This is a genomic window from Acinetobacter sp. YH12211, from assembly GCF_013418015.1.
In the GTDB taxonomy this organism is placed as follows: Bacteria; Pseudomonadota; Gammaproteobacteria; order Pseudomonadales; family Moraxellaceae; genus Acinetobacter; species Acinetobacter towneri.
Genome location: NZ_VPCW01000010.1, coordinates 1 through 18,299, shown reverse-complemented (window position 1 = coordinate 18,299; position 18,299 = coordinate 1). Strand labels below are relative to the sequence as shown.

Sequence of the window (18,299 nt, the reverse complement as noted above, 5' to 3'; positions counted from 1 at the left end):
ATAACATTGCAATTTATAAAGTACAGGATTAATCTCGAACAATATATTAAAAAATTTGCATAAAATTTAAACACAAAACAGCAATATTTTATGCATGAACGTGATGTTATTTAAGAAAATATAAATGTTGGAATCATTTAACTAGATTTTGGGGAAGTATGTCAGACGCTCAAGATGAATTGTTGCAGCAATACTTAGATGCTGCGCAAATCACCAATACCATTCGGCTTATTCGATTCTTTTTGGTCAGCATCCTGATTGTTTGCCTGTATGTGTTTTTTATTTATCAAATTTCTTTCTCACATTCATCACCCTACCTCAATATCTGGTTTATTCTCACTGAACTGACCATTGGTTCGTGTTTACTGCTCACAGCAGTTCACTTTAAAGCGGGACAATATCAACTCCAACAAGCACATCGTTGGTTAAAATTGGTGTGTTTCTTGATCGGAACAGCAATCGCGGTTGGGGTAAGTTTACTGTATTACTTTTTACCTCAGCAAAACCCTGAACTGAGCAACTATGAAGCGATTATTTTAGCGACCTTATTAATTATTGTGAGTCAAACCTTTGCCCTCACCTTTTTAACGCAGCGCTTGAGTTATTTTTGCTGGGTATTCATTCCAGTGATTACACCCTATATTGCCGCACAGTTTTTAGTTCACTCCGAAACTTCCGCTTTCTTTTTTCTCGCGACAAATTTTGCCTTAATTACCTTACTGATTTGTGCCAATACTTCAATGCACATGCATCGTCGTTTATCGAGCGTCTATTTTAAGAACGACCAATTCAAAAAAGCCGCAGAGCAACAAGTCGGCTGGACAGATCAACTCTGCCAACAATTACAAGTTGAAATGAACAAGTCCAAAGATATTGAACTTCAACTGCAATTTAACAATCAAATGCTAGAACAAAAAGTAAGAGAACGTACCTTTGACTTAGAACAAACGCACCAAGATTTAATCAATCAACAACATAGTTTAATTTTAGCGCATGAAGCCGCAGGTCTAAAAGCATGGGACTGGAATATACGGCAACGCAGTATTGTCTTTGGTGGTGGCGCACAGCAAACTCGTTTAGAGAATACCAAACAGCATCGGAATAAATTACAGCAACTGATTCACCCTGATGATATTCCGCACTTTCACCAAACCATGAAACAACATTTACGGGGTCTAACTGAACGCTATCAAGCCACATATCGCGTACAACATAGTTCAGGTCAATGGTATTGGGTGCATGATATTGGTCGGGTGATTGAGCGTGATCCTGTCACCAATAAACCTTTGCGCATGGTGGGGATTCGCCGTGACATTCACCAAGAACGAATTGGACAAGAGCGCTTAAAACTCACTGCCAGCGTACTTGAACAGGCAGCCGAAGGTATTTTTATTTTAGATGAAAACTTACGTTATATTGAAGCCAACCCATTCTATGCTCAAATGAGCGGATTTAAACGCGACCATATTTTAGGCAAATATCTGTTTGATTTGGTCGAGTCCCACAAAGCACATCAACGCATTACGCAAGAAGAAATTCTTCAACAATTGCTCAGCACAGGTAAATATGATGCTGAAATGAATACAAGATTCCGCTCTGGTAAAGAACTCGCAGTTCGTGTGCATATCAATGCCGTCACCGATGAGCAAAACCGCATTATTAATTATATTGGGATTGTGTCTGATTTAACCGAACATAAACTACAAGAACAGCGTCTATCCTATTTAGAAAATTACGACCCACTGACCGACTTGCCTAATCGCTTTTACTATAATTATCAACTACATCAATATCTTATTTCGCAGCAAGATTCATTGCAGCAATTGGCGGTCATTCGACTCAATATTGACCGTTTCAGACCTTTAAATGAATATTTAAGCAATAATGGTGGCGATGAATTACTCCGTCAAGTGGCGCAGCGTTTACGCATCACCAATGCCGAAGCGCTGTTTGTCGCGCACTTAAATGGCGATGATTTTGCAATTGTGTATGAAATTTCTCATATTCGCCCTTCTATACAGCAGCACTGTGAACGCATCACCAAAGCCTTTAATTTGCCGTTTAATGTGCAGGGACAAGAACATATTATTACCCTGTCGATGGGGGTTTCCCTCTATCCTGAACATGGACGCCAGCTGGATTATCTGAATAATTGTGCAGAACAAGCCTTGTCTGAAGCCAAGCGTTTGGGTGGTAATACCGTTAAATATTACGCTTTAGACAACACCAAACTGCTAGAACAAGATGTGCATTTAGAGCGTGAATTACGCCAAGCCATTAAAAATGATGAATTAATTGTATATTATCAACCTAAAATTGATTTCCATAATTATCAGGTAGTTGGGTTTGAAGCATTGGTGCGCTGGAAACATCCAACCAAAGGCATTATTCCACCGAACCTATTTATTCCTATTGCGGAACAAACCAGTTTAATTTCCGATATTGGTCGGGTTGTAATTCAACAAACTGCCAAGCAAATTCGTGAATGGAATCTGTTAGGTTTTGATCATATCCAAGTATCGGTTAATGTAGTTGCACAACAACTGCAACGTGGTCAATTGCTGCAAGATTTAGATGATGCGATTAATACCTATCAAATTTCAGGTGCAAGCTTAGAATTAGAAATTACCGAATCCTCTTTAGTGGAAAACTCCACAACCGTGAAGTCTTTATTAGATGAAATTAAACAACGTGATATTCATATCGCCTTAGATGATTTTGGTACAGGCTATTCTTCACTTTCTTACTTAACAGACTTCCCAATTGACAGTTTAAAAATAGACCGTAGCTTTGTTTCTAAAATTGGGAATACCAAACAAGAAGCCATTGTTAGTGCCATGATTGCTATGGGCAAAGCCATGGGCATGAGTGTGGTGGCTGAAGGGATTGAAACTGAGCAACAACTGCAATATTTGCAGAATTTAAATTGTGATATTGCGCAGGGGTATTTATTCTCTAGGCCTTTGCCTGAAAGTGAAGCGACCCAATTTCTAAAAGCCAATTTAGTATCGCGCGCTTATCGCTCCTTAATCTGAAACTAGACCCAAAAGCTCTAAGTTTGTTCTAAAAATAAACAGTGACGTCTGTGCTAAGGGGGCAAGTAATGGTATATTCGATAAGATTCATAAAAAAACCACCAGCATCGCTGGCCAACTTGTCACACACGAGATTCAGATGGACGATCAATCATTAAAACAGCAGGCACTTTACTATCACGAATTTCCAACACCAGGAAAAATCAGCGTTACTCCAAGTAAGCAGCTGGTCAACCAACGTGACTTAGCGCTCGCTTACTCACCAGGTGTCGCAGCACCATGTTTAGAGATTGAACGTGATCCTTCAACAGCTGCACTTTATACCGCTCGCGGTAACTTGGTTGCTGTCGTTAGTAACGGTACAGCAGTATTAGGTTTAGGTAATATCGGTCCTTTGGCGTCTAAACCTGTGATGGAAGGTAAAGGCGTACTCTTTAAAAAGTTTGCTGGTGTCGATGTATTTGACATCGAAATTGCTGAAAATGATCCAGACAAAATTGTAGATATTGTTGCAGCATTAGAACCAACTTTTGGTGGTATTAACCTTGAAGACATCAAGGCACCAGAATGTTTCTACATTGAGCAAAAACTTCGTGAACGCATGAATATTCCTGTGTTCCACGATGACCAACACGGTACGTCAATCATTGTAGGTTCTGCCCTACTCAATGCCTTGTTACTTAACGGCAAGAAGATTGAAGAAATCAAAATCGTTGCTTCAGGTGCAGGTGCAGCCGCACTGTCTTGTTTAGACCTGTTGTGTGCATTGGGCGCGAAAAAAGAAAATATCATTGTTGCAGATTCGCGCGGTCTAATCACCACCAAACGTGAAGGTTTGGATGACTCGAAAAAACGCTATATGCAAGACATTGAAGGAACGCAACTTGCTGATGTAATTAGCGGTGCGGATATGTTCCTTGGTCTTTCTGCAGCGGGTATCTTGACCAAAGCTATGGTCAAAGAAATGGCTGAAAATCCAATTATCTTTGCTTTGGCTAACCCAGATCCAGAAATCTTACCTGAACATGCGCATGAAGTACGTCCAGATGTGATTATGGCAACAGGTCGTTCGGATTATCCGAACCAAGTTAACAACGCACTTTGCTTCCCGTATATTTTCCGTGGTGCATTAGACGTTGGCGCAACTACCATCAACGAAGAAATGAAAATTGCTTGTGTACACGCAATTGCACGCATGGCACACATTGAAGCAGATGCTGCGACTTATGGTGAAAAATCTGCATCATTCGGTCGTGACTATTTAATTCCACGTCCACTTGATCAGCGTTTAATTCTTGAAATTGCACCTGCAGTTGCTCAAGCGGCAATGGATTCAGGTGTAGCAAGTCGTCCAATTCAAGACTTCTCTGCATACCGTCAGCGTTTGTCTGAGTTTGTATATAACTCGGCATTTATGATGAAGCCTATTTTTGCTCAAGCAAAAACTGACCCTAAGCGTATTGCTTATGCAGAAGGTGAAGACTTACGCGTACTTCGTGCAGTACAAATTGCAGTGGATGAAGGCTTGGCTAAACCAATCCTTGTAGGTCGTACCTCAGTGATTGAAGCGAACATCAAAAAGTTAGGTTTACGTCTTGAACATGGCGTGAATATGGAAATAGTAGACCAGGAAAACAACCCGAACTACGAAAAATTTGCAGATGATTACTACACCATCATGCAGCGTAAAGGCGTTACACCTGAATACGCGCAGCGTGAAGCACGTCGTCGCTCTACCCTCATTGCAGCAATGTTAGTGAAGCATGGTTTAGCCGATGGTATGTTATGTGGTACTTATTCAAGCTACGACATTCACCTTGATTTCGTAAAAAATGTGATTGGTCTAAAAGAAGGTCGTACTAACTTCTTTACCCTTAACGCATTGATGCTTGAAGATCGCAACTTGTTCATTGCCGATACTTATGTCAACACAAACCCAACTGCTGAACAGTTGGCTGAAATGACACTTTTAGCGGCTGAAGAAGTACGCCGTTTTGGTATGACACCACGCGTTGCTCTACTTTCTCACTCAAGTTTTGGTTCTGACCAACAAGACTCTAGCGCACAAAAAATGCGTAAAGTCTTTGAAATCTTGAGTGAGATTGCACCTGAGCTTGAAGTTGAAGGTGAAATGCACGGTGATGCAGCATTAGACGAAAATATCCGTCATTTTGCTTTCCCGAACTCACGCTTCAAAGGTTCTGCAAACTTGTTGATTATGCCGAACTTAGATGCTGCCAATATTTCATTTAACTTGTTGAAATCGACTTCAGGTAACAATGTTACGATTGGCCCTATCTTGTTAGGTGCAGCAAAACCTGTACATATTTTGACTCCGACTGCAACGACACGTCGTGTTGTGAATATGACTGCCCTCACTGTTGCTGAAATTCAACAAACAGCACAAGTTAAAGCATAAACCTATATTTCTGAGTGACTGACTCAGAATTATAGACTTGAGAAAACCTCTATTCTGTAGCATGATTGCTTGAAGAATAGAGGTTTTTTCATGCAAGTTTATTTAGTAGGCGGTGCAGTTCGAGATCACTTACTCGGGCATCCCTATCACGAAAAAGATTATGTTGTCGTTGGCGCAACGCCCGAACAACTTTTGGCTCAAGGCTTTCAACCTGTGGGCAAAGACTTCCCTGTTTTTCTTCATCCTGAAACCAAAGATGAATATGCACTTGCTCGCACTGAGCGCAAATCTGGACACGGTTATCACGGTTTTGAATTTCATACCGACCCAAGCGTGACCTTAGAAGAAGATTTAATCCGTCGTGATTTAACCATTAACGCCATGGCAATGGATAGTGATGGCAATGTCTACGACCCTTACGGTGGACAGCAAGATCTGTGCAATAAAGTGCTGCGCCATGTTTCCAATGCTTTTGTAGAAGACCCGTTACGGGTGCTGCGTATTGCTCGTTTTGCGGCACGTTATCATGCTTTAGGCTTTGTGGTTGCACCTGAAACCTTGTTATTAATGCAAGAGTTGGCAGAATCTGGTGAGTTACATGCGCTGACACCTGAACGCGTATGGAAAGAAACTTCACGTGCCTTAATGGAAGCACGTGCCGATGTTTATTTTGAAACATTGCGTGCCTGTGGTGCTTTAAAAGTTTTATTTCCTGAATTAGATGCTTTATTCGGTATTCCACAGCGTCCTGAATATCACCCTGAAATTGACAGTGGTGTGCACACCATGATGTCACTACAACAAGCCTGTCGTGCCAATTACTCACTCGATGTACGCTTTGCAGTGTTATTGCATGATTTAGGCAAGGCCTTGACCCCTGCCGATGAATTACCACGGCACATTATGCATGAAGAACGTGGGATTCGACCTGTAACGGAAGTGTGTGAACGCCTGCGCGTACCGACCAATACCAAACAACTTGCACTTGCTGTATGTAAAGAGCATTTAAAATGCCACCAAGCATTGAGCTTAAAGCCTGGCACGTTATGGCGCTTATTACAGCGTTTGGATGTCTTGCGTCGTCCTGAGCGTGTAGAAGCCTTTGTACAAGCCTGTGAATGTGACTCTCGTGGGCGTTTAGGTTTGGAAGATCGTGACTATCCGCAAGCGAGCTATATTTTGGAAGCGATTCAAGTGGTACGCAGCATTAAGGCGCAAGACTTACCTGCCGATGTCCAAGGCCCCGATATTGGTGAAATGCTGATTGAACGACGTATTAAAGCGATTGAACAATTAAAGGCACGTCACTTGGCTGCTACTACTTAGGCTATTTAAATCTATAGAACATCATTACATGCGTTCTTTGATCTATCCCCTTTAACCTATTTAAGTCAGCCTAAATTTCTGATCGAAAAGCCGTAATCTTCTAAAATATAGAAGCTACGGCTTTTTAGCTCAAATAAATCCTTCTTGAAATAAGAAACTGTCTTTTGCTTTTAGGCAAGCTGCGCAGGAAAGCTAATCACTTGCTCTAAACGCATCTGCTCAGTTGCAATCATCAATAAGCGATCTATGCCCAAGGCGATACCTGAACATTCAGGCATGTTCGGCAACGCAGCCAATAAATATTCATCAATTGGCATCACATGTAAACCAAGTTGTGCGCGTTCTGCATTATCGGCTTCAAAACGAGAACGCAGCACAGTAGCATCAATCAATTCATCATAGGCATTGGCAAGCTCTAAACCTTCGATATATAGCTCAAAACGGGCTGCGACCAATTCCCCATCATCATCTGTTCTGGTTTTAGCCAAAGATGCCAATTCAGGCGGAAAATCAGTTAAAAACACAGGAGCATCAAAGCCCAAACTTGGTTCTACAAAATGTGAAAACAACAGGTCGATGTAGCCTAGACGGTCATCCCCCAAATCCAGATTCAAACCCACACGATGACAGCAGTCTTTCAATTGTTGCAAATTTGCCTGTAAAGGATTTAAATCCAAACGATCCATAAATGCATGTTTATAGCTCAACACGGTTGGACGTACTTCGCCAAAGCGTTGTTTTAACGTCAGATTGAGTAAATCAGTCACCTCAAACATGAGCTCTTTCAGGCTAAATTCGGGACGATACCATTCCAACATGGTAAATTCGCTGTTGTGTTTACGTCCATGCTCATCATCACGAAAGACTTTGCAAATTTGATAAATAGCACCACTACCACTGGCCAATAAACGCTTCATGGCAAATTCAGGTGAGGTCTGTAAATAGTGCGTATGCAATTTGCCCTGCACATGGCGCTGTGCTTGCACTGAAGCCAAATGCACATCTGTCACTCCTGCCTGTGACAAAATTGGCGTTTCAACTTCAAGTACCTCACGTTCAGCAAAAAACTGGCGTATCTGTGCATACAATTGCGCACGTGCACGCATACTGTTTAAGTTGCAAGTTGGCTGATATTGCAGATTTGAACTCATGCGTGCGGGCCTCCGTGCGCTGCCCATTCACGACGCAGAGGATAGGTTTTTCTTAAATGATCAAAAGCCTGCTGCTCAACTTTGCCCGCTTTGACACAGGCACGTAAATTGGCATCATCCTGTGCAATGTCATAAATTTGGCTTAAATGTGCATGCAGACTATTTTTCAAATCTTGTGTTTGGAAGTATTGCGTACAGCTTGGCAATTGAGTTTCAAATTGTTTTGTTGCATCTAAACCAAACTTTTCACAAAAAGCCTGATAAATCATTTGTGTGCCACGTGCCTTGCCTTCTAGACTATACCCTGCAATATGCGGGGTTGCTAAAGCAAGTAAGTCCAATAATTCTGCAGAGATTTCAGGTTCATATTCAAAAACATCTAATACCACTAAACGCTGAGTATGTTGAATATCCTGCATTAAAGCCGCTTCTTCTACCACTGGCCCACGCGCTGAATTAATCAGAATGGCTTGAGGCTTCATACATGCCAAACGCGCTGCATTAATTAAATGATGAGTAGGATGTTCACCAGTTTCTGTTAATGGCACATGAATGGAAATTGCATCTGCCTGTTGTAATAGTGCATCTAAGTCACATTGCTGCACATTGGGCAACTGCACAAATGGATCGTATGCGATGACATCCCAACCTAATAATTGTGCCATTTTGACCAAGCGCGAGCCGACATTGCCCAGTCCAATAATGCCAAGTTTAAAGTTTTGATTGGCATGTAGTAATTCAGGCTCGAGATGAAGCAATGCGGTAATCACATACTCACTCACCGCCTGCGCATTACAACCTGCCGCATTTGACCATGCAATGCCCTGCTGCTCGATGGCTGGGATATCAAGGTGGTCTGTGCCAATGGTCGCGCTGCCAATAAATTGAAGCGCGGTCTGTTGAATCAATGCTGCATTCACTTGGGTGACGGAACGAACTAGCAGCGCATCAGCATCTTGCACATCTTGATGCGTTAGACAGCGTCCAGCCTTGTGCTCTATTTCTGCCAAATCTGCAAAGAAATAATCGGTATATGCCAGATTTTCATCTGCAATGATTTTCATAACGCCATCCCATGTGTGTTTGCTTGTTTATGATAGCTTGAGTTGTCTAGGATGACTATGATTGTTGAGATTAATGCAGAATTGTTGAACAGCAAGCCGACGATTCATTTAGGTGGAAACATGCACGTCTATATAAAAGTTGCATATTCACAGCAAAAAAATCAGCCACCCGAAGGTGGCTGACTGCTATAGATTAAGCGAGTTAAATCTTAACCAATAAATTTACGCGCATTGCGGAACATACGTAACCATGCACCATCTTCAGTCCATTCTTCAGGTTTCCAAGAATGTTGAAGCGCACGGAAATTACGTTCAGGGTGCGGCATCATAATTGTTGCACGACCATCTTTTGAAGTTACGCCTGAAATACCTTCTGGCGAACCATTCGGGTTCATTGGATAATGTTGAGTCGCATTTCCGTGGCTATCGACATAACGTAAAATCACTTGGTTGCCTGCGTTCAAGGCTGCCAAATTAGCTTCTGGTGCAACGACGCGACCTTCACCATGTGCCACTGCGATTGGTAAAATCGAGCCTTCCATATCTTGCAATAATACAGAGTTTGATTTTTCCACACGGACGTTAACGCTACGCGCTTCAAACACTTCTGAAGTATTGCGATGGAAACGTGGCCACGCTTCTGCACCTGGAATGAGTGGTGCTAATTGTGACAACATTTGACAACCGTTACAGATACCCAGTGAGAACGTTTCTTGACGGTTAAAGAATTTCTCAAACTGGTCGCGTAATTTCGGGTTGAACAAGACTGACTTCGCCCAGCCACCGCCAGCACCTAATACGTCACCGTAAGAGAAACCACCACACGCCACTAAGCCTTCAAAGTCGTCTAAATCGACACGCCCTGCAAGCAAGTCACTCATGTGTACGTCAACGGTGTTAAAGCCGACTTTGTCAAATGCTGCCGCCATTTCTACATGACCGTTTACGCCTTGTTCACGTAAAATCACCATGTTAGGACGACGTGTGTTGATGTATGGCGCTTCAACTGGCTCATTTAAGTCAAATGTCGGTTGAGCAATTAAGCCTTTGTGGTTTTTGTCTGTGATCAAAGCAAATTCTTGATCAGCAGTTTCTGAGTTGTCACGTAAACGCTGGATTTGGTGTGATACTTCACTCCAAGCCGCTTGCAAATCGGCACGTTCAAGCACCAAGCCATTTACAGCAAGTTGGTCTGTGCTATTAACTGTACCGACTACCGAAATCGCATCTTTCAAAGTAGATGCAGCAACTTCAGCAGCTAAGTTAGCCCAGTCTGCTTTAGAGATTTGTAGTACTGCACCAATTTCTTCAGCAAACAATGCCGCAACAGATTGATCTTCTAACGCCACACCTAAACGTGAAGCGAACATCATTTCTGTTACAGTTGCCAATAAACCACCATCACCAATGTCGTGATAAGCTTGAATCAAGCCACGGTTATTCCAGTCTTGTACCAAAGCAAAGAATGCTTTGAATTCGTCAAAGTTATCGACATCTGGTGTTACTGAACCAATAGCTTTATACACTTGCGCTAAAATTGAACCGCCTAAACGGAACTGACCTTTAGACAAGTCAATACGTACCAATACTGAATCGGTATTTTTCAATTCAGGGGTTAGTGTTTTACGTACATCGGTCACTGGTGCAAATGCAGTAATTACACCTGACATTGGTGAAGTTACAGATTTATCAACACCTTCGTCATTCCAAGTGGTACGCATAGACAATGAGTCTTTACCTACTGGAATTGCAATTCCTAGCGCAGGACACATTTCCATACCAATGGCTTTTACACCTTCAAACAAAGCTTGGTCTTCGCCTTTTTGACCTGCTGCTGCCATCCAGTTTGCAGATAATTTAATGTCGCTGATCTGGTCAATTTTGGCTGACATGATATTGGAAATAGATTCTGCCACTGCCAAACGCGCAGATGCTGCAGGGTTTAATAAAGCTACAGGTGGACGTTCACCCATCGCCATTGCTTCACCTGTAAAGCCTTGCAAGCTGGTAGTGGTTACTGCTGCATCTGCAACAGGCACCTGCCATGGGCCAACCAACTGATCACGTGCAACCATACCTGTAATTGAACGGTCACCAATCGTGATTAGGAATGATTTGGACGCAACAGTTGGATTCTTGATGACACGGTAAATCGCATCTTTCAGATCAGTAACTTGAGCTGCATCAAAATCATCACCTTGACGCTCAATGCTTTCATAAGAACGGCTCATGCGTGGCGTACCACCTAACAAGACCTGCATTGGCATATCTACAGCTTTGTTATTGAACAGTGGATCTTCAACCGTTAAATGACGCGCTTCTGTCGCTTCACCCAATACTGCAAACGGACAACGCTCACGCGCACAGATTGATTCAAATAATTCTAAAGAACTTGGACGGATGGCCAATACATAACGCTCTTGCGCTTCGTTTGACCAAATTTCCATTGGTGACATGCCTGGTTCTAAAGATGGAATCTTACGCAAATCAAGTACAGCACCTAGTTCGTGATCATTCACCAACTCAGGCATTGCGTTCGAAATACCACCTGCACCCACGTCATGCACTGATACGATTGGGTTAGCATCTTCCAAACGCCAGCATGTATCAATCACTTCTTGGCAACGGCGTTCCATTTCTGGGTTTTCACGTTGTACTGAAGCGAAGTCAAGATTTTCACCCATGGTTCCGCTATCTACAGAAGATGCAGCGCCACCGCCTAAACCGATCAACATCGCAGGGCCGCCTAAAACGATTAATAAATCGCCTGGCTGAATTGGGTCTTTTTCGACATGGTCTGGACGAATGTTGCCGTAACCACCTGCAATCATGATTGGTTTATGGAAGCCTTTTACTTCACCATTCACGTTTTGCTCGAAAGTACGGAAGTAACCATTTAACGCAGGACGACCAAATTCGTTGTTAAACGCTGCACCGCCCAATGGGCCTTCAATCATAATTTGTAATGGCGATGCCATACGTGAAGGCTTGCCATAGTTTTCTTCCCAAGGCTGTTCAAAACCAGGAATATTTAAATTCGATACTGTAAAGCCTGTTAAACCTGCTTTTGGTTTACCACCACGACCTGTCGCGCCTTCATCACGGATTTCACCACCCGAACCTGTCGCAGCACCTGCAAATGGTGCAATTGCAGTTGGGTGGTTGTGTGTTTCCACTTTCATAAGAATGTGGGCAGCTTGGCTCTTATATTTATAAACGTAGTGACCTGTTGCAGCATCTTTTTTCGGATAGAAACGCTGCGTATCAAAACCAACAATCACCGAAGCGTTGTCTTTGTAAGCCGACAATACGTCTGTTGGTGATTCTTTATAAGTATTTTTGATCATTTGGAACAATGACAATGGCTGTACTTCGCCATCAATTGTCCATTCAGAACCAAAGATTTTGTGACGGCAGTGCTCAGAGTTGGCTTGTGCAAACATCATCAATTCAATGTCATGCGGATTACGGCCTAACTTGATAAATGCTTCGGTTAAATAATCAATTTCTTCATCAGACAAGGCAAAACCAAACTCACTGTTGGCTTTTACCAATGCCGCTTTGCCTTCACCCAAAATATCAATGCTATTTAAAGGTTTTGGTTCAGTTTCAACAAATAACGCTGCAGCATCGTTAATGTGGTTAAACACACTTTCGGTCATGCGGTCATGCAATACTTGTTTTACTTCGTTTGAAACGTCTGTAATACCTTTTAAGGTAAACAAAACACCGCGTTCTAGGCGGTGTACAGGCGTATTACAGTTGGCAAAAATATCGGTTGCTTTTGATGACCAAGGAGAAATTGTGCCCACACGTGGTGTCACTAAAATTTGAACTTCATCACTTGCAGCTTGGCGTAATTCAAAAGATGCACCATCGTTTAAAAGCTGTAAAGCAGATTGCTGTTGTTGCTCGTCGAGCGCTTGGTCAAATAAATAAACCCATTGGCTATCGAAAGATTGAACAGAACTCATTGACGCTAAACGGTTTAAGAGTTGAGTTTTCTTAAAAGATGAATGTGCAGGTGCACCGGCAACGATAAACATGCTGATTTTGGCTCCACGGGCTGATCTTTTGGACCATGCCACAATGTGACTTGAAGAGAGCGCATATTCTACTGTGAAATGCCATAATCAGCTAGATGGAAAATGGTTTTCTTGGCGCGTTTCGGCAGTAAAACTTCCGAATGTTGATTTAAAGCCTCTATTTCAGATCAATGTATTCAAGATTCGTGCTTTAAATTGCACAAAGCACTCTCACTGTGGAAATTACTGAATGATTGATGCTGTTTTTATTTTCTATGCCATCTGTTTACACACAGATGCTCTAAAGATCAGGACATGACGCTCAACTTCCGCCTTGCTCAATATCAACTAATCAAAGCACCTCAAATTCAATACGTCGATTTTTCTTACGTCCTTGTGGCGTTGTATTGTCTGCGACAGGCTGATTAGAACCTTGACCTTCGGTGCTTAAATGCGTTATCGCAATACCTTTATCGATCAAATAATTTTTTACCGCGCCTGCACGTGATTGGCTTAACACTATATTTTTATGCGCATCGCCCGAACTGTCTGTATGTCCAACAATTTTCACTTTTTTGGTGCCAACTTGCTTCAATGCCACAGCCATTTCATCCAGAATTTTTTGCCCTACGTCAGTCAAAATTGCACTGCCCGATTCAAACTCAACAATCCTGTTTTTGAGCGCAGCATCCAGCATTTTTTGTTCATACTGACTCCCCGAAAGCTGTGTGTTCAAACGATAAGGCTGCTGTACCAAAGCCTGAAAATTTGCTGTCGTGGCTTGAATTTGATGAGCAGCATTCACTTTTCCTTTCAAATCAACTTGAGTCCCTTTCACACGTAACTGCCCTTGAGAAATCTTTTTTAACTCTGCTGTAATCATACGAGTGACTGAATCATCCCAACCATTCGGTGCAGCAACTGCACGGACTTGAATTTTATCTAACACCTGCGATTCACCATACACAGCTTGCATTTTCGCCAAAATGGCTTGTTTACTTGCTTCGTTTGGCACCACACCTTCTATAACAATGGGCGCTGCATAGATCAAATGACTTTGGACTAAAAAACACAAGCCAATAAGTAGACTTACGCGAATACGTTTTTGATTATTTTTCATATTTATTTATCTAAAAAAGTTTGCCTAAACAGCTTCAAGGCTTGGTTAAGATTTAACTGCCGCTGACAAAGTAATTGTTCCAATGTTGCAAGACCTGCATTTTGTTCTAAATAAGCATCAATCCAAGTGGCTTGAATTAAAGAAACCCAATGTTCACCCTGCATATTTTGAATAAATAGATCGCGCAGCGTCATGACATCAGCCCCCTGAAAATCAATGATCAAAATGGGTGCCTCAAAATGTAGTATCCCCAGCAAAATTTCAGTATGATGCGCGCCTAAAAACCGCCCGATCATGCCCATCCAAAATGCTGCGATTTCAAAGCAATATCGCGGATGATTCAGCGGTAAAATCATCACTTTGTTTAAACGACGAGTGCCATTTTTGAGGACGGGTTGCAGTAAAAGTCCCAACCCAATCATACTCTGAGCCAAGTCATTGACACTGATTTTCATTAATTGTGCCAATGAATGCGTGCTGTGTTTTTCATAAAAGTCTTGGTATTCTTCTGCACTCAAAAGTTGAACCCTATTCGGCAATTGATTCAACAGTTCAAATGACATATTGGGATCACAGATATTGCTTAAGACCTGATTGCGTTGCAATAAATCAGTCCAAATAGCTTTGTAAGAAAATGGCGCAAATAACAAATTTTGACTGGGATTTCCGACCTCAAACAACTGACCCAGTAGCATTGGAAATGCCCGCCCCGAGCTATCTTGGCTCGCCTTTAAATTAACAGCTAAAAACATTGGTTCTGCTGGATGGGCAATCAAAAAATCTAAAGCAGGCAAAGTTGCATAACGCTGTTTAAAATCTGCGCTCTGCATGGCATGTTCCATTGCATTACTAATCCACTGATCGAGCTGCTGAATGAGTTCCGATTGCCCTTTAGACTTTATAAAATCACCACGGGCAGGTATTTTTCCATAATATAAAGGTACGGTTTTTACTGCTTGCATACCCACCACGCCTTTTGCCAAGTGTTATTTCTCTTGATCATTGCGGAACGCCTCCCACTTGTGCAGACATTGTAGTTTTAGACTGCGTAGCCGCTGTTTGTGCGGGACTCATTGCTGTCGTTTGTGCAGCAACCACAAGAAGTGCTTTGGTCGTGGTGACTTGATCGACCAACTGCAACCCCACATAACCACGACTTGAACCAATATTGCCCGAGCTATGTCCGCTAATGAGTCGGAAATTCACTTTTAAAGATAAAGATGGTTCCGTTTTACTGACCCAAGTCATTTCAAAGTGACCGTTTTGCTCTTTGCGCTGTGCAGCATCAATTAAACGGTTAATGCCATATTCGCCCGGTGCTTCAAAAATAGTATGCGACTGACCTTTTAAATCGAGTGCACTAATACGCACGCCGGGAATTGCGCCTGGATTGGGCCACACAAAGTTGACCCATTGTTGAATTCCATTTTCAAACTGAATTCGCTTACCATCAATATCGATGCTATACGATAAAAATTGTGGGTGCTGTAATGGATAAAATTGGAAATTGGATTGATTTGAAACAGCAGATGTTGCAGGCTGATCTAAACGTCCTGTTGCCATACCATGAATTGGCGCAACATATTGCGGAAATGCCATCACAAACTGAGGATTTAAATTTAAGCCTAAATCTTTCCATGTTTTTGAAGTTAAGACATAACCACGACGAATCAACAACGGATCTAAAGTGTCTTTGACAAAGCCAGCAATACTTCCTGTTTCACCAAAAATTTGTCCCATTTCCTGACTGGTTGCCTGTAAAGTCCCCCCTGAATGAAATGGATATTTCTGACCTAAATGTGTTGCAAACGGTTGATAGGCTTGAATACGCCATAATTTATTAATTTCATCTTGTGTCGGTACAATTAAACTTGCAAAAGATTGAGTTAGCGGTGTCATCAACAGTTTTTGTAATAATTGTTGGTCAGCCTCTTTTAAACCCACCATCATTTTTTCATCGACATATTTTTGCGTTGTATTAAAGACCGAGTTTTGATCATGGATGGTTTGTTTGAACAATGCCATTGCACTTGGTCCAATTTCCCCTGCCGTTTGGAGATCATTTAACTTGCTGCGTACCTGTGCAAGGTTGTTCATATACACATCAAACAGAGATTGATCCTGTAAATCATCACGTTTACGCAGCAATTGATAAAACATTTGGTATTCTTGGGAAATCGCACCTTGCGCTTTTAGGGTCGCCTGTGCTGCAGCTTTGTCATTAGACTGACGCAGCACTTTGTCTTTAAACCACGCCATAAATCCTTGTTCAGGCACAGCAAGTTCAGCTTGCACAATTGGATTATCCCAATTGGTTTCCACTGCAATACGTTACAATAACTTACGAATTGGCGAGTTTTGCGGCTCTCCCAACAGATCAAGCTGTTTCACTTGCTGATTGAACTGATCTGTTTTTGCATAATGGATGCCATTTAGAAATTTCTTCCATTCACTCACATATTCTTGCTGATACAAGCTCAGCAATTGTTTACGGATTTGTTCAGGACTTCCTGAAAAAGTTAGATCATCCGACTGATGACTATTGAGCACCCAATCTTTGCTGTCCGTTGGCTGATTGGCTACCTGATCAATGGCTTGTTCGACATATTCATTCCACGCCTGCTGCGTAAAAATACCAGGCAAAGCATGACTGCCTAAAACAATGCGACTGTGTTGCTCCCCCACAATTTGACTGACCGTAAGTGCAGGAAAACGTACTGCTGCACGCATTTTTATTTCGTTATATACCCGATCTCGTGCAGGCATTCCCTGAATGACCGACAACAGCACTTGACGAGTTTGATCGACCATTTGTGCATCGCTTTCCAGTACAGGAAAATCGTCCTGATGAGCGAGTGTCATGGCATAAGACAGGATTTTTTCTGCCTGCTGAATCATGTCCGTACGTGGCATTTCTCCACGATGGGCATCCAACCAAGTGCGCCAAAAACGTGAAATCTGATCACTTAAATGACTGCTCTCCCGATATTCAGGATTCGTCAGCATTAAATAAGCCTTTAACGCATTATAAGCATCTTGCGGATTTTGCACGGAAGGCTCTAAATATGGTTGAGTTTTCGCAACTTGCTGCGTTTTTGCATGTATATGATGCGCTTTGAGTGTTGCCGCATCTTGTTGGACACGCTGTAAGTATTGCGCGATATTTTGCTGGGTTGGCAACAATACAATCTGCTGAACGCCTTTTAGATATTCAACTTTGAGCTGTTCGCGTAACTTCTTGCCCTGATATAAGCCAAAACTGAACTTAAGTGGACGTTGTTCGGAAAACCCATCCAACTGTTGCAGACGTGCTTGTAAAATTAATAAGCTTTCGAGTTGTGTGGATAAAACCTGTCCAAAAGTTTTTTCCAGTCGTATAACTTGATCTAAGTCTGCCTGAACATCGGCAATGAGTTGTTGGTTATGACGATATGACCACACCCAAACACTGAGCAACAATCCAACACCAAGTAATGCAGCAGTAAACGCCATATATCGCTGACGTTTTTTCGCAGGATTAATATGTTGTTTCACCAAATGTTGATCACGCAAAATCACATTGGAAAACAAACCTTGTAAAAAATAACCATGATTTGGGGCAATCGAACTTTTTTCTTCGTCCTGAAAAGGGCTTGCAAGCTGCTGCAGTTGAAATTCTTGTGCAATACTTTCTGTCATCGGGCTTTCGATGCTGCATTCCTGTAAAGCACTGGTAAAATAAAAACCTCGAAAAACAGGTTGGAATTGATACGGATTATCTTCAAATAAAGTACCAATAAAACTTTTTAATGCTGGCTTTAAAGTTTTAAATTCCATCGGGTGAGAGTTATCGTTTGAAGGATAAAAAAAGAATAGGGATTCAGCCACAGGTTGAAACTTAATACGAGATCAAAGGGGTCAGTTTTAAATTGCCGTTGACAGAGTTCTTGAAAGGCTGGCAGGGCTATCTAGTCTGTGATGATTACAGTGGTTATAAAGCACGCTTCAAATCAGGCCAGGTCATTGAGGTGGGCTGCATGGCCCATGCACGTCGTAAATTCCATGAACTGCATGTGACCGGGAAAAGTCAGGTCGCTGAACAGGCATTAGTGCTGATTCAGAAACTGTATGCCATAGAAGCAGAACTCAGGAAAAAGACGGATGGTACAGCGGAAGACCG

General features: G+C 42.2%; 9 protein-coding genes and 2 pseudogenes. 5 read left to right on the top strand and 6 right to left on the bottom strand.

Annotated elements, in window-relative coordinates:
- Positions 1–158: 158 nt before the first annotated feature.
- From FTU98_RS07100 to FTU98_RS07090, 3 genes are all read left to right on the top strand, one after another.
- Positions 159–3,035 carry an EAL domain-containing protein gene (locus tag FTU98_RS07100; RefSeq protein WP_180050818.1) on the top strand — a complete coding sequence of 959 codons (2,877 nt, stop codon included), beginning with the start codon at positions 159–161 and terminating at the stop codon, positions 3,033–3,035.
- A 139-nt stretch (positions 3,036–3,174) separates the two neighbouring features.
- Positions 3,175–5,454, top strand: a complete 2,280-nt coding sequence (locus FTU98_RS07095) for an NADP-dependent malic enzyme (protein ID WP_004972754.1) — start codon at positions 3,175–3,177, stop codon at positions 5,452–5,454.
- A 90-nt stretch (positions 5,455–5,544) separates the two neighbouring features.
- A complete protein-coding gene (locus FTU98_RS07090) occupies positions 5,545–6,780 on the top strand; it encodes a multifunctional CCA addition/repair protein (RefSeq protein ID WP_180050815.1) in 1,236 nt (411 codons plus the stop codon).
- A 170-nt stretch (positions 6,781–6,950) separates the two neighbouring features.
- On the opposite strand, the gene epmA is transcribed toward FTU98_RS07090, so the two are convergent.
- Together epmA and FTU98_RS07080 are read right to left on the bottom strand one after the other, a co-directional pair.
- Positions 6,951–7,931, bottom strand: coding sequence for an EF-P lysine aminoacylase EpmA (gene epmA, locus FTU98_RS07085; protein WP_179997274.1), 981 nt, complete (start codon positions 7,929–7,931; stop codon positions 6,951–6,953).
- A complete protein-coding gene (locus FTU98_RS07080; protein WP_179997273.1) occupies positions 7,928–8,995 on the bottom strand; it encodes a 4-phosphoerythronate dehydrogenase in 1,068 nt (355 codons plus the stop codon). Before FTU98_RS07080 ends, epmA begins: the two co-directional genes overlap by 4 nt.
- A 57-nt stretch (positions 8,996–9,052) precedes the next feature.
- Here FTU98_RS07080 and FTU98_RS13945 point away from each other — a divergent pair, with 57 nt between their 5' ends.
- Positions 9,053–9,178: a hypothetical protein gene (locus tag FTU98_RS13945; protein ID WP_004972740.1), complete on the top strand. Its 126-nt coding sequence runs from the start codon at positions 9,053–9,055 to the stop codon at positions 9,176–9,178.
- A gap of 26 nt (positions 9,179–9,204) precedes the next feature.
- Here the strand turns inward: FTU98_RS13945 and purL are convergent, their stop codons facing one another.
- From purL to FTU98_RS07060, 4 genes and pseudogenes are all read right to left on the bottom strand, one after another.
- Positions 9,205–13,041, bottom strand: a complete 3,837-nt coding sequence (gene purL / locus FTU98_RS07075) for a phosphoribosylformylglycinamidine synthase (RefSeq protein WP_179988931.1) — start codon at positions 13,039–13,041, stop codon at positions 9,205–9,207.
- 331 nt (positions 13,042–13,372) lie between these two features.
- Entirely contained in the window at positions 13,373–14,140 is a 768-nt protein-coding gene (locus FTU98_RS07070) for an OmpA family protein (RefSeq protein ID WP_154320504.1), read from the bottom strand.
- Between the two features lie 2 nt (positions 14,141–14,142).
- Positions 14,143–15,102, bottom strand: coding sequence for a type VI secretion system-associated protein TagF (tagF, locus tag FTU98_RS07065; protein WP_180050812.1), 960 nt, complete (start codon positions 15,100–15,102; stop codon positions 14,143–14,145).
- 37 nt (positions 15,103–15,139) lie between these two features.
- A pseudogene (locus FTU98_RS07060) lies at positions 15,140–17,959 on the bottom strand (ImcF-related family protein); the annotation flags it as partial.
- Positions 17,960–18,060: 101 nt separating this feature from the next.
- Here FTU98_RS07060 and FTU98_RS07050 point away from each other — a divergent pair.
- Positions 18,061–18,299: pseudogene (locus FTU98_RS07050) on the top strand (transposase); the annotation flags it as partial.